Source organism: Frigoribacterium sp. CFBP 8766, from assembly GCF_014841435.1.
In the GTDB taxonomy this organism is placed as follows: Bacteria; Actinomycetota; Actinomycetes; order Actinomycetales; family Microbacteriaceae; genus Frigoribacterium.
Window position 1 is genome coordinate 451,640 of sequence record NZ_JACYTX010000002.1, and the last position, 12,478, is coordinate 464,117.

The 12,478-nt window shown below is 74.7% G+C and carries 10 protein-coding genes and 4 tRNA genes; 8 read left to right on the forward strand and 6 right to left on the reverse strand.

Features of this window, described 5'->3' with window-relative positions; translation table 11 throughout:
* Genes IFT90_RS07970 through IFT90_RS07980 form a run of 3 tightly spaced genes read right to left on the reverse strand, consistent with a single transcriptional unit; the run spans position 1 to position 3,403 of the window.
* On the reverse strand, positions 1 to 1,389 hold the full coding sequence (locus IFT90_RS07970) for a glycosyltransferase (RefSeq protein WP_192041736.1): 1,389 nt from the start codon (positions 1,387 to 1,389) through the stop codon (positions 1 to 3).
* Positions 1,386 to 2,474 carry a hypothetical protein gene (locus tag IFT90_RS07975; RefSeq protein ID WP_192041737.1) on the reverse strand — a complete coding sequence of 363 codons (1,089 nt, stop codon included), beginning with the start codon at positions 2,472 to 2,474 and terminating at the stop codon, positions 1,386 to 1,388. The genes IFT90_RS07970 and IFT90_RS07975 overlap by 4 nt, the downstream gene beginning before the upstream one ends.
* Complete coding sequence (locus IFT90_RS07980) at positions 2,471 to 3,403, reverse strand: WcbI family polysaccharide biosynthesis putative acetyltransferase (protein WP_192041738.1); 933 nt, start codon at positions 3,401 to 3,403, stop codon at positions 2,471 to 2,473. The genes IFT90_RS07975 and IFT90_RS07980 overlap by 4 nt, the downstream gene beginning before the upstream one ends.
* Before the next feature lie 254 nt (positions 3,404 to 3,657).
* Between IFT90_RS07980 and IFT90_RS07985 the strand changes: the two genes are divergently transcribed.
* The 5 genes from IFT90_RS07985 to IFT90_RS08005 all read left to right on the forward strand — a co-directional run bounded on the left by IFT90_RS07985 (position 3,658) and on the right by IFT90_RS08005 (position 9,077).
* Entirely contained in the window at positions 3,658 to 4,860 is a 1,203-nt protein-coding gene (locus tag IFT90_RS07985; RefSeq protein WP_192041739.1) for a glycosyltransferase, read from the forward strand.
* Positions 4,857 to 6,074 (forward strand): glycosyltransferase, encoded by a 1,218-nt coding sequence (locus tag IFT90_RS07990; RefSeq protein ID WP_192041740.1) that lies wholly within the window; start codon positions 4,857 to 4,859, stop codon positions 6,072 to 6,074. Before IFT90_RS07985 ends, IFT90_RS07990 begins: the two co-directional genes overlap by 4 nt.
* Positions 6,071 to 7,135, forward strand: coding sequence for a glycosyltransferase (locus IFT90_RS07995; protein WP_192041741.1), 1,065 nt, complete (start codon positions 6,071 to 6,073; stop codon positions 7,133 to 7,135). Before IFT90_RS07990 ends, IFT90_RS07995 begins: the two co-directional genes overlap by 4 nt.
* Entirely contained in the window at positions 7,132 to 7,980 is an 849-nt protein-coding gene (locus IFT90_RS08000; protein ID WP_192041742.1) for a galactosyltransferase-related protein, read from the forward strand. Before IFT90_RS07995 ends, IFT90_RS08000 begins: the two co-directional genes overlap by 4 nt.
* Before the next feature lie 143 nt (positions 7,981 to 8,123).
* Positions 8,124 to 9,077 (forward strand): manganese catalase family protein, encoded by a 954-nt coding sequence (locus tag IFT90_RS08005; RefSeq protein ID WP_192041743.1) that lies wholly within the window; start codon positions 8,124 to 8,126, stop codon positions 9,075 to 9,077.
* Positions 9,078 to 9,165: 88 nt separating this feature from the next.
* Here IFT90_RS08005 and IFT90_RS08010 read toward each other — a convergent pair whose 3' ends face one another.
* From IFT90_RS08010 to IFT90_RS08020, 3 genes are all read right to left on the reverse strand, one after another.
* Entirely contained in the window at positions 9,166 to 10,197 is a 1,032-nt protein-coding gene (locus tag IFT90_RS08010) for an alcohol dehydrogenase catalytic domain-containing protein (protein WP_192041744.1), read from the reverse strand.
* Between the two features lie 150 nt (positions 10,198 to 10,347).
* The gene (locus IFT90_RS08015; protein WP_192041745.1) at positions 10,348 to 10,524 is read right to left on the reverse strand and encodes a hypothetical protein; all 177 of its coding nucleotides are present in this window, start codon (positions 10,522 to 10,524) and stop codon (positions 10,348 to 10,350) included.
* A 1,103-nt stretch (positions 10,525 to 11,627) separates the two neighbouring features.
* Positions 11,628 to 11,703, reverse strand: a tRNA-Val gene (locus tag IFT90_RS08020).
* Between the two features lie 214 nt (positions 11,704 to 11,917).
* On the opposite strand from IFT90_RS08020, the gene IFT90_RS08025 reads away from it, so the two are divergent.
* From IFT90_RS08025 to IFT90_RS08035, 3 genes are all read left to right on the forward strand, one after another.
* Positions 11,918 to 11,989 (forward strand) — tRNA-Gly (locus IFT90_RS08025).
* A 62-nt stretch (positions 11,990 to 12,051) separates the two neighbouring features.
* A tRNA-Cys gene (locus IFT90_RS08030) sits at positions 12,052 to 12,125 on the forward strand.
* A 63-nt stretch (positions 12,126 to 12,188) separates the two neighbouring features.
* Positions 12,189 to 12,260 (forward strand) — tRNA-Val (locus IFT90_RS08035).
* Positions 12,261 to 12,478: the final 218 nt, after the last annotated feature.

Consider the following 12,478-nt stretch of genomic DNA (forward strand, 5'->3'; position numbering starts at 1 on the left):
TCAGCCCCAGCCGCCCAGGTAGGCCGCGAGCGACGGCTCGCCCTCGACGCGCTCGCACCAGGTCGCGGCGAGGCGGCGGGTCTCGAAGAGCTCCTCGGTGCCGTGCAGGAGGGCGCGGGCCTCGGCCCGGCTCGAGCGGACGCGCAGGACCGGACCGCCGCCTCCTTCGCCCGGTGCGCCGTCCTGACCGTCGCTGGTCGCCCCCTCCGTGACCTCGACGGTGCCGAGGGCCCCGACGCCGACCGACGAGACCGCCTCGAGCAGGGGGACGGCGTCGCGGACGCGCACCGGGGCAGGCAGGTCGACGGTCACCCGCGCCGTGCGCGTCGCCCGGGCGGCGGCCTCGTCCGAGGCGCCCACGACCCGGGCGTCGGCGGCGAAGACGGACACGTGCTCGTCGGGCACCACGACGACGGAGCCGGGCAGCGCGGCCAGGACGGTGTCGACGCAGAGCCAGGCGGTGCCCGCCGAGGGCGCCGCGGCGAGCCGCACCAGCACGTCGGGGGTCGCCCCGCGCAGTCCCCGCGGCCGCGACCCCTCGACGGGGACGAGCCCGCTGAGCACGAGCGTCTCGCCGTTCTTCTGCCGCTGGCGGTCGACCGAGTCGCGGCCGGCCCAGTCCGGGCCGTCGTGCCAGGCGACGGCGGCGGGCTCGTGGGCGAGGAGCGCGCCCCCGCGCCAGGCACGCCAGGCCCACTCCCAGTCCTCGCCGCCGTAGGTCGTGAAGTCCTCGTCGAAGCCGCCGACCGTCTCGAGGAACGACCGGGAGCACGCGAGCACGGCTCCGATGACGTGTCGGTACGAGCGGTTGTCGGCATCGAGCAGGTCGCGGCTGCCGCGGTAGGCCTCGTCGAGCCAGCGCGGTGCGGGCAGCTCGTGCCGTGGCCCCTCCTGCTCGACCGGGGCGTCGACGGCGACGCCGGTGAAGTCGGCGTGCCGGCGCGTGCCGACGACGACGGCCTCCGACGCGAGGGCGGGCAGCCTCGACATGGCCGTCACCCAGCCGGGCTCGGGCGCCGTGTCGGCGTCGAGGAAGCAGATCACCTCGCCCGTCGACGAGCGCACCCCGAGGTTGCGGGCGGCCGAGAGGCGGAAGCCCTCGTCGGCCTGGACGACGAGCCGCACGCCGGCCGGCACCCGGGGCGTCTCGGGCGAGCCGTCGTCGACCACGACGACCTCGAGCAGCTCGGCCGGGTGGTCCTGCCGCGCGAGGGCGGCGAGGGTCCGGTCCAGCTCGGCCTGCTGGCGGTAGTGGGCCACGACCACGGAGACGGTCGGCAGCGGGTCGGGCACGAGGCCGTCGAGCAGGTCCCAGCGGTTGCCCGGGACACCTCTCGGCTGCCTCGGGGGCCGGGCGGGCGCCTCCTCGTCTCGTCGCTCGTCGGTCACGACGTCGCTCCCGTGCGCTCGCGGTGGGCCTGGTCGCGGCCGGGCCGCTCGCGTCCGGACCACCACGCGAGGTACGCCGCCGCGACGTCGTCGATGTCGGGCGCTGTCCGGGCGTCGGGAGCCAGCCAGGTGGACCCCGGGTCGGCGACGGCCCGCGCGACGGCCTCGGCGAGGGCGTCGGGGTCGTCGTCGATCAGGGTGAGGGTGCCGGGCCGGAGCGCCGCCATCTCGCGGGAGTACCGCGTGTCGGGCACGATCGGGCGTCGCCCGGCGCCGATCCAGGTCGCGATCGAGCCCGACGCCGAGACGTGCCGGTGCACGGCGACCGGCACGGAGGCGCGGCGGCAGCGGTCGAGGAGCACCGCGTCGTCGAGGTACCCGGTCACGTCGAGGACGACCCCGAGGGAGGCGGCGTCCGACACGAGCTGGTCGGTCTCGGCCTCGTGCCCCGCGCTGGCACGGCCGAGCGCGGTGACGCGCAGCGACCCTGCCGCGTCGTCCCCGCGGGCCCGCAGCCGGGCGACGGCGTCGACGAGCTCCGCGTGGCCCTTGCCGGGGTAGACGAAGCCGATGACGGCCGCGGTGCCGTCGGGCGCGGGCCGTCCGGTCAGCGGCGGGGCGAGGTCGACGGGGAGCGGGACGACGCCGGGTCGCACCCCGTCGGTCGTGTGCTCGGCGAGCAGCAGCGCCTCGTGTTCGCTGTTGACGACCGTGCCCGCCGCGGCCTCGACCACCCGCCGGTAGCAGTCGCCGCGCCGGACGAGGTTGCGCTCGCCGTCGGACGGCTGGGGCAGGTCGTGCAGGGTGACCGTCAGCGCGACCCGGCCGGCGAGGTCGACGAGGCGGTCCGCGGCCTCCTCGGGCGACGACGCCCACAGCCGGTCGGTGAAGTGCAGGTGGGCCGAGGCGGGCGGCCTGGGCCCGGTCAGGTCGTCCGGCGACACCACGAGTTCCCGGCCCGTGCGGTGGGCGACCGCGTCGGCGACGCGCCGGGCGAGGACCGTCACGCCGTGCTGCGGGTCGTCGGTGACGACGAGGGCGGGCACAGGAGAGACGTCCGGTGCGTCCGGGAGCCCGGCGCTCACGCGAGCCCCAGCAGCGCCAGGGAGTCGGCGTGGCGGGCGAGGCCGGCGTCGACGACCTGCGGCTCGCGCTCGTACCACCGGAGGTGCGCCTCCCGGACCTCCTCGCGGGGCACACGGGTGCCCTCGACGATCCAGTGGTCGGTGGCCTCGTCGTCGAGCCCGAAGGCGTCGACGACCGCCTGCAGCCGGGGCGCGTGGACGCTGTCGAGCAGCTGCCGCCCCGGGTCGACGACGTGCTCGGGCAGCCCCAGGCGATCCCGCACGCGGGACGCGAGCGCCGTCCACACGGGGTTGCCCGGGTGGTTGAGGGTGCGCATCTGGGCGAACGACGGCTCGTCGAACAGGTCGGACGCGACCACCGCGTCGTGCGCCTGCTCGCGCTTCCGGAGCTCGTGCAGCGAGAGCGCGGCGACCGACCGGACCGCCTCGGCGTCCATCCGCGGGACCGGGGGCGTCGTGCCGTCGCGCCGGGCGGCCGCCTCGGCCAGCACGACGAGGTCGTGGTAGTCGACCAGCGGCGGCACCAGCGACGGGTCGTGCGGCGGCCGGACGATCGCCGACGTCGGGTAGAGGCCCGCGAAGCGGACGACGGGCACGGCGACGACGCGTGCCCCGGCGCCGAGACGGGCCGTCAGCTGCCGCGTGCCGAGCGGCAGGTCGTGGTAGTCGTCGCGCACCGGCTGGGAGACCAGCACGGAGGCGCGGGCCAGCCAGCGGTCCAGGTGCGGCAGGTCCGCGGTGACGAGCTCGTGAACAGCAGGTGTCCGGACGGTGCGGAGGCCGCCCCCGTCGAGTGCGACCCGAAGCGACTCGGCCTGGCAGTTGCCGATCACGACGGCGACGGGACCGTCGCCCTCGGGCTCGCCGAGACCGTAGAAATGCCCGTAGTGCCGGGTGCGGCCGTCGATGGCCGGGGTGTGCTGGGTCATGGTGCCTCTCCGTGGCGTCCCTCGAGAGGCGGACGCGACGATCCCATCGTGCTGGATGCGGGGCCGTCAGGGCCAGCATCCGCGAGCGGGCACGGGGGGCCCCCACGGTCTATGGTGCAGGAAGGCCGCTCCCATCGGCCCCCTCCCTCGACGCGAACCGGGCCCCCGGTCTCCCCAGGGTCCCCGAGTCGCCCCGGCTCACCTCCCGACGGTCTCCCCCGACCGTCGTGCCCCGCCTGAGCCGAGGAGGCCCGATGATCGACACCCCGCCGCCCGCCCGCGACGCCCTGCGCGTCGCGTCCGTGCCCGCCGGCCACCCTTACGTGCGCCACCTCCAGCCGGTGGACGACTCCGCCGTGGCCCGGGCCGTGGTCCGTCTCGCCGACCCGCTGCCCGACCCCTCGGAGCCCGCGCGCTGGTGGCCGCCCGTCGTGCTCGACGCCGGCTGGATCGCCGAGCACGCCGCCGAGGTCGACGTGCTGCACGTGCACTTCGGCACGGAGTCGTACGACCTCGCGCACCTCCGCCGCGTCGTCGACGCCGCCCGTGCCGCACGGCTGCCGATCGTCCACACCGTGCACGACCTCGTCAACCCGCAGCTGGTCGACCAGGAGCCGCACCTCGCCCACCTGGGCCTGCTCGTCGCCGAGGCCGACGAGCTGCTCACGCTGACGGAGGGTGCCGCCGAGGAGGTCGAGCGCACCTTCGGACGCCGGCCCGTCGTGGTGCCGCACCCGCACCTCCTTCCCCTCGACTCGGTCGCGCCGACCGGGACCGCGCACGACGACGTCGTCGTCGGCGTCAGCCTGCGCGACCTGCGACCCAACGTCGACGGACCGGGCTCCGTGGCCACCCTGATCGCGGCCGCCGGGCTGCTGGCCGAGGCCGGTCGGCCCGTCGCCGTGCGGGTCGACGTCAACGAGCGCGTCCGCGACGCCGCGGCGCTCGCGGAGGTGCGGGCCCTGGTCGCCGACGCGCCCGGTCACCTCGACGTCTCGCTCGCGGTCCACCCGCGGCTGGACGACGACGAGCTCGCGGAGTCGCTGGCCGACCTCGACGTCGTCGTGCTGCCGTACTCGCACGGCACCCACTCCGGCTGGGTCGAGCTGAGCTGGGACCTGGGCGTGCCCGTCGCGGCGCCCCGGGTCGGGCACGTCGCCGACCAGCACCCCGCCGCCGGGGACACCGCGTCCTTCGACGCCGGCGACGCCGGTCAGCTGGCGGCCGCCGTCTCCTCGCTCGTGCGGCCGCGCGGAGACGCGCCGGCCCGGCCCGGCTCGGCGACCCGACGGGCCCTCGTGGCGGAGCGCCGGGAGCAGCGACGGGCCCAGCGCGACGCGATCGCGCAGGCGCACCTCGCCGCCTACGAGCGCGCCGTCGTCACGGCGGCGGCCCGTCGTGCGTCCGGCGCCACCGCCCCCACCTCGTCCGCCCGACCCTCGGAGCTGGTCTCGTGACGGCCCTGTCCGGGACGGGCACCGCCTCCTCGGGGGCCGGGCTCGTCGAGCCGGCGCGCACGGCCGCGCGTCCGCGGCGCATCGTCGTCGTGGCCCCCCTGCGCTACCCGATCGCCGAGCCCCACGCGGGCGGCCTGGAGTCGAGCGTGTGGCACCAGGTGCGCGTCCTCCGCTCCCGGGGGCACCAGGTGCTGCTCTGCGCGGTCGAGGGCAGCGACCACCTGCGCGGCGGGCCTGCCGAGTTCTCGCTCCCCGCCGTCCACTGGGACGACCCGGCCGACGCCACCGACTCGACCTATCCCGACGGCTACCTCGACGTGGCCGTGCCCGCCCTGCACCGCGCCCTGGACTGGATCCGCGACCACTCCGACGAGATCGACGTCGTCGAGAACCACTCCCTGAGCGGCCACGTGCTCTCGCGGGCCGGCGAGCTCGGCGTGCCCGTCGTCTCGACCCTGCACACCCCGACCTTGCCCGACCTCCTCGAGCACCACCGGGCCGGCGTCGAGCCGCGCAGCGCGTTCCTCGCCGTGAGCGAGCACACCGCGGCCGTCTGGCGGGCCGAGGGGGTCGAGGCGCGCGTGCTGCCGAACGCGGTGGACACGGACCTCTGGCCCCTCGGCCCCGGCGGCGACGACCTGGTCTGGACCGGACGGATCGTGCCCGAGAAGGGTCCGCACCTCGCGATCGAGGCCGCTCGCCTCGCCGGTCGACGCATCGTCCTCGCCGGGCGCGTCGGCGACGTCGACTACCACGAGTCCATGGTCGTGCCCCTGCTGGGGGCGGACGCCGAGCACGTGGGGCCGCTGCGGCAGCCCGAGCTCGCCGAGCTCGTCGGCCGGTCCGCCTGCGCCCTCGTCACGCCCTGCTGGGAGGAGCCGTTCGGGCTCGTCATCGCGGAGGCGCTGTCGACCGGCACGCCCGTCGCCTCCTTCGCGACCGGCGGCGTCCCCGAGGTCGTCGGCTCGAGCATCGGGGCCGGCCTCGTCGCGCGGGACGACGTGGCAGGGCTCGCGCACCTGGCGGCCGGGCTCGCGGCCGAGGCGTCGACGACTCCGGGCTTCCGCCGGAGGGTGCGGGCCGACGCGCTCGCCCGCTTCTCGTTGCACCGCCGTGCCGAGGTGGTCGAGGAGGTGCACGAGGCCCTCGTCGCCGGTCACCTCACCGGTGCCGGGAGGGCCAGGGCCCTGCTCGCCCCCGAGGCCGTCGCGTGACCGCGCGTCCCCTCGTCGGCTGGTACGTCCACCACCACGGTGCCGGCCACCTGACGCGGCTGCTGGCGGTGCGGCCGCACCTCGACGCCGACGTCGTCGTCGTCAGCTCCCTCGCCGCGCCGGCCGTCCTGCCCGAGGGCACGACCTGGCTGCAGCTCCCCCGGGACGACCACGACGTGGTCGCCCCGGACGGCACGACCCGGCCCCCCGGCGACCCCGAGTCCGGCACCGACCCGACGGTGCGCGGGCTGCTGCACTGGGCGCCGCTGCACCACGACGGCCACGCCGGCCGCCTCGCCGCCGTCGCGACCTGGATCGCGCACGCCCGGCCCCGGGCGTTCGTCGTCGACGTCTCCGTCGAGGTCACGCTGCTCGTCCGCCTGCTCGGGGTGCCGCCCGTCGTCGTCGCCCAGCCCGGCGACCGCTCGGACGCCCCGCACGCCCTCGGCTGGGACGCGGCGGACCGCGTCCTGGCGCCCTGGGCCGAGGGACTGCACGTCTCGCCGGCGCTCGACCGCGTCCGGGACAGGGTCCGTCTCGTCGGCGGGATCTCGCGGCACGACGGCCGGGTCGACGGCCCCGGCTCGCCTGCACCCGGCACCGTCCTGGTCCTGGCCGGCGGCGGCTCCGAGGGCCGCGAGGGGCTCGCGCAGCGCGTCGCGGAGGCCTCGAGGGCCACGCCCGCCTGGCGCTGGTCCGTGCTCGGCGGCTCGGCCGACAGCTGGGTCGACGACCCGTGGCCGCTCCTCCGCGGGGCCGAGGTCGTCGTCTCGGCCGCGGGCCAGAACAGCGTCGCCGACCTCGCGGCCGCCGGCACCCGCGCCGTGGTCGTCCCCCAGGACCGTCCCTTCGACGAGCAGCGGACGACCGCGCGTCTCCTCGCCGCCCGCGGGCTCGCCGTCGTGCCCGATCGCGGCCGTGCCGACCACGGCTGGCCCGCGCCCGAGGCGTGGCCCGAGCTGCTCGACCGGGCGCGCGCGCTCGCTCCCGACTGGTCGCTGTGGCAGGTCGACGGCGCCGCCGCCCGCGCGGCCGCGGTGATCGCCGAGGTGGCCCGGTGACGGGGCACCAGCCCGCGCCGACCGTCTCGACGGTCGCGGTCACGCTCTGCTCGGCCGCCCGTCTCGACCACCTCCTGCCGCAGCGCGAGGCCTTGGCGCGCCTCCGGCCGCCGGTTCCCCACGTCGTCGTCTGGCTCGACGAGGCACCGGCGCCCGCGCTGCCCGAGCTGTCGGACGCGCACGTGCTGCACGTCCCGCCGGGGCCCGACGGCCTGCGCCTCGCGGCCGGTCGCAACGCCGGTGCCGAACAGGCGATCGCCCTCGGCGCGTCGCTCGTGGTGTTCCTCGATGCGGACTGCGTGCCCGGCCCCGACCTGGTCGCCCGGTACGAGGCCGCGGCGTCGGCACACCCCGACGCGCTGCTCTGCGGGCCGGTGACGTACCTGCCCGAGGACCACGTCGGCCTCGACGACGACTCGCTCGACGCCGCGACGCGGCCGCACGCGGCGCGCCCCTCGCCCGAGGCCGGCGAGACGGTCGTCGCGGGGCCCGACCAGTACCCGCTGTTCTGGTCGCTCTCGTTCGCCCTCGCGGCCGACACCTGGGCGCGGACGGGCGGCTTCGAGCCCGGCTACGAGGGCTACGGCGGCGAGGACACCGACTTCGCCTTCACCGCCCGGTCGCTCGGCCTCCCGCTCGTCTGGGTCGGCGGTGCGCACGCCTACCACCAGTGGCACCCCACGACGTCGCCGCCCTGGCAGCACCTCGACGACATCCTCCGCAACGGCCGTCGGTTCGCCGAGCGGTGGGGCGAGTGGCCGATGGGCGGCTGGCTCGAGGCGTTCCGCGAAGGAGGCGCCGTGCGCGTCACCGAGGACGGCGGCTGGGAGCGCGTCACGGCCTGAGGCGTCGCAGCCTCCCTCGTCGCACGACCCGCTCCTCCTCGTCACGTGTCGCGTACCCCTCCCGGACCGCCCCCGTCCAGGGGCCACGGAGAAAGGTGACACCAGGCCCGGGGGGACGCCCGGCCACGACGCAAGGAGGAACCATGTACTTCCACGCACAGACCTGGATCAACGACATCGCCGACGGCGAGCCGGACCCCGCGGCCGCCAACGCCCTGCAGGAGGGCCTCGGCGGGCAGTTCGGCGAGATGCGCACCATGATGCAGTACCTCTTCCAGGCCATGAATTTCCGCGGGCCGGCGGCGAAGCCGTACCGCGACCTCATCCAGGGCATCGGCACCGAGGAGATCAGCCACGTCGAGCTGATCGGCACGACCATCTCGCGGCTGCTCGACGGCAGCCCCGACTACACGGGCAAGCTGACCGACCCGCTCGACACCCCGGGCGCCGGCGGGGCCACGCCGTCGAACATCGCCCTGGACACGGGCAACATCCACCACTACCTCGTGGGCGCCCAGGGCGCGCTGCCGGTCGACTCGGTCGGGAACCCCTGGTCGGGCAGCTACGTCTACAACTCGGGCAACCTGCCGCTCGACCTGCTCTACAACCTCATGCTCGAGTCGACGGGCCGGCTACAGAAGAGCCGCATCTACGAGATGACGGACAACCCCGTCGCCCGCAAGACGGTCGCGTACCTGATCGTCCGCGACCAGGCGCACGAGAACGCCTACGCCAAGGCGCTCGAGACGCTCGGCGTCGACTGGGGCAAGCTGCTGCCGATCCCGAAGACCAACGCGGAGGCGTTCCCCGAGGTCAAGGAGCTGGTCGACCTGGGCCTGCAGAGCAAGCAGTACACCTTCGACCTCGACGGCAAGTCGGAGGCCGGCAAGATCTTCCAGGGCACGTCGCCGTCGGGCGACGGCACCGATCTGTCGTCGACGGAACAAGCGCCGAAGGGCGCGCCCTCGACGATCTCGCCCGAGCGACTCGAGGAGTTCTCCCCCGGCCTCGACAAGGACCTGCTGGCCCTGATCCAGCAGACCGCCGAGATGGAGCTCGCCGACATCGAGAGCTTCTACGGCCCGACCGGCAAGTAGCTGACGGGCACGTAGCCGCCCGTCCACCGTCACGGGGAGCCCCGGGGAAGCCCGGGGCTGGCCGCCGTGCCGGCGCCCGGCCGAGTCGTCAGAAGACGGCGACCGTCATCCCGGCCGTCGCCGCCGGACGGTCCATGGCGGCCAGGGCGCCGGGCAGGGCGTCGAAGCCGATCGTGACACCGATCGACTCCTCCGGCCGCAGCCGACCCGCGACGACGTCGGCGATCATCGCGGCGTACTCGCCGACCGAGATGCCGTGGCTGCCCAACAGCTCGAGCTCGTCGGCGATGACCCGGCCCATCGGGATGACGGGGGCGGCCTCGTCGTCGAGGAGGAGCCCCACCTGGACGTGCCTCCCCCGGGGCCGGAGGGAGCGGACCGAGGCGGTGGAGGTGGCGCGGCTTCCGTAGGCGTCGAGCGCGACGTGCGCACCGCCTCCGGTGAGGGTCCGGACGGCGTCGACGGCCTGCTCGTCCATCGGGACGACCTCGGCGCCGAGGGCGGCCGCCCGCTCGAGTGCGGCAGGCGAGATGTCGACGGCGATGACGCGGGCACCGGCGGCGACCGCCACCGCGATCGTCGAGAGGCCGACCCCGCCGCAGCCGAAGACGGCCACCTGTTCGCCCGGCTGGACCCTGGCCCGGTCGTGCAGCGCGTGGTAAGCCGTCCCGAAACGGCAGCCGAGCGCGGCCGCGGCCTCGAACCCGACGGCGTCCGGCAAGGCGATCACGTTGACGTCGGCGTGCGGCACGACCACGGACTCGGCCCACGAGCCGGCGAGGGTGAAGCCGGGCTGCTCCTGACGCGTGCACACCTGCGTTGCGCCCGCGCGGCACTCGTCGCAGGTGCCGCAGGCGAAGACGAAGGGCGCGGTCACGCGGTCCCCGACCGAGACCCGGGTGACGTCCGGGCCCACGGCCCTGACGACGCCGGCGAACTCGTGACCGGGGACGTGTGGAAGGTGCACGGAGTCGTCGTGCCCCTTCCAGGCGTGCCAGTCGCTGCGGCAGACGCCGGTCGCGGCGACCCTGACGACGACGCCGTCGGCCGGCGGGACGGGCTCGGGGAGCTCGACGATGGTCGGGACGGACCCGAAGTGGTCGTACAGGACGGCGCGCATCCCCTGATCCTGGCACCGTCGGGCGACGGCGACCGCGACGGGCGCCGGACACTCGACGCCACCCGCACTCCACGCCACTCGGCCCTCTCCTGCGAGGCGCCGCGAAGCGGGTCAGGATCAGCTCGTGGGCATCTCCCTCGTCGTTGCTCGCTACTCCACGACCTGGAACGTGCTGCTCGGGCCGGCACAGCTCCCGGTGTCGTCGCAGTCGCCGAGGTCCCAGTTCGTGACCGCTGCACAGGCCTCGCCGAGGGGGAACTCGGTGGGCAACGTCAGCTCGACCTGGAAGGACCCGTCGAAGGTCTCCGTCGTGGTGACTGACGACAAGGGGTCGCCGTCTCCTCCGCGACCCGCCCCGACCTTCCATCCGTCGGTCGGCGGCGCGGTGTCGCAGGTGTCCTCCGAGGAGATGGTGACGGTCCCACCAGGGACCGCCCTCACCGGACTCACCTCGATGCGAGGGACGCACGGGCCGTCCCCGAGATGAGCCTGCGGGGACGGGCATGCTGCCCCGCTGGCGAGCACGACGAGGACCAGGGCTGCGGTGACGGGCGTCCTCGGGTGCATGGCCCCGAGCTAGGGTGCGCGTGTCCTCGTCGGCCAGGGCTCGCGACCCGTCCGCCCCAGACCCGCTGCCCGACCCCGCACGGTTCGTCGGCACGGATGACACAGGGGACGTGACCGCTGGGCAGGTCGTCGACGCCGTCACGCGGCGTGGGGACTGCCGGGGCGTCGGTACGGAGGTGTGCCGGGGGCTACCAGGGCTTGCTGCGCCCGATGAGACTCCCGAGGAGAGCCAGGCCGGAGACGGTCGGAAGGAACCAGAGGAATGCGACGAACCCCTCTGTCCCGGTCATGCTCAGGCCTGACGTCCCAGCTGCCAGGAGGGCGAGTCCGACCACGGCCCGCCAGAGGGTCGGGTGCGGTCGCCGTGGCTGGTCCGTCGACGGGTGGAACATCCGTCGTGCGCCCTCTCTCGGGTCGACAGGCCGCCCCGCAGGCAGGCCGGGGCCGTCCACCTCGGTGGCCCGTCCGTCGATCCAAGGGCCAGCACCGACTTCGGGACAGCGGTCGTTCACTGCTCGCTCGACGGACGAGTAGTCCGCTGGCGCGCCTCGGTACATCGTGTCGACGAGGCTGACGTCGAACTCGACGTGGCCGTCCGGCCACAGGGCGTCGTGACGGACCCTCCGGACGGGTCGCCCGGACCGACGCGCGGGCACGGTGAAGGCCGCGGCGCGAACGGCGACAGGTCGCGGGGTCATGGGACGATCTTGGTCCATCACCGAGGCGCCGGCGATGTCCGGCTGAACGCCTCAGCGCCGACTGAGGCCGGTGGGAGGTCACTGCCTGGTCCGCGAGAGCCGGGTGGTCCGGAGGACGAAGAAAGCCCCGGCAGGCCGGGGCTTCGTCGTGCTGGGGGAAGAACGTGGTGGGCGATACCGGACTCGAACCGATGACCTCTTCCGTGTGAAGGAAGCGCGCTACCAACTGCGCCAATCGCCCCTGATCGGGACTCGTCGATACTAGTGGATCTTCTGGCCCGGACGCCATTCGAGGAGGCCGGCAGCGCCTCCGGCAGCGCCTCCGGCGAGGTGTCGAGGAGGCGGCCAAGACACGAACATCTCTCGATTTGTTTTCTGTCCGGGGTCTGGGTAGTGTTCTTCTTGTTCGCAGCGATGCGAAACGAAAGAAACATCGCAGCAATGCGAAACGAAATGCGGATGTGGCGCAGTGGTAGCGCATCACCTTGCCAAGGTGAGGGTCGCGAGTTCGAATCTCGTCATCCGCTCGAGTGTACAGCTCACCAGAGGGAGTCCACCGATGGTGGCTCCCTCTGGGAGTATCTCATCTGGTGGAGTGGCCGAGAGGCGAGGCACCGGCCTGCAAAGCCGTTCACGCGGGTTCAAATCCCGTCTCCACCTCCATGGACCACCCTCTGGGTCTATGATCGATTCGTCTCCTCGAGACGATGACAACTGAACAAGCATGAGCGATTGGCGCAGCGGTAGCGCGCTTCCCTGACACGGAAGAGGTCGCTGGTTCGATCCCAGTATCGCTCACACAGAGAAGGCCCCCGAGAGATCGGGGGCCTTCGTCGTTCCCAGGCTCGTGCCGTCATCGGGCTCCTGTCCTTCGTCGACCCGGTCCACGCTGCCGACGGCTCCCCCGCGTACCCGGCCCGCGCCTCCTCGGTTGCCTGCACCCCTGAGAACCGCGCACACCCTGCGGCGCGCTCGAGGGTGTGCGCGGGTTCGGCGGGTGCGGACGCCTCCGCGCC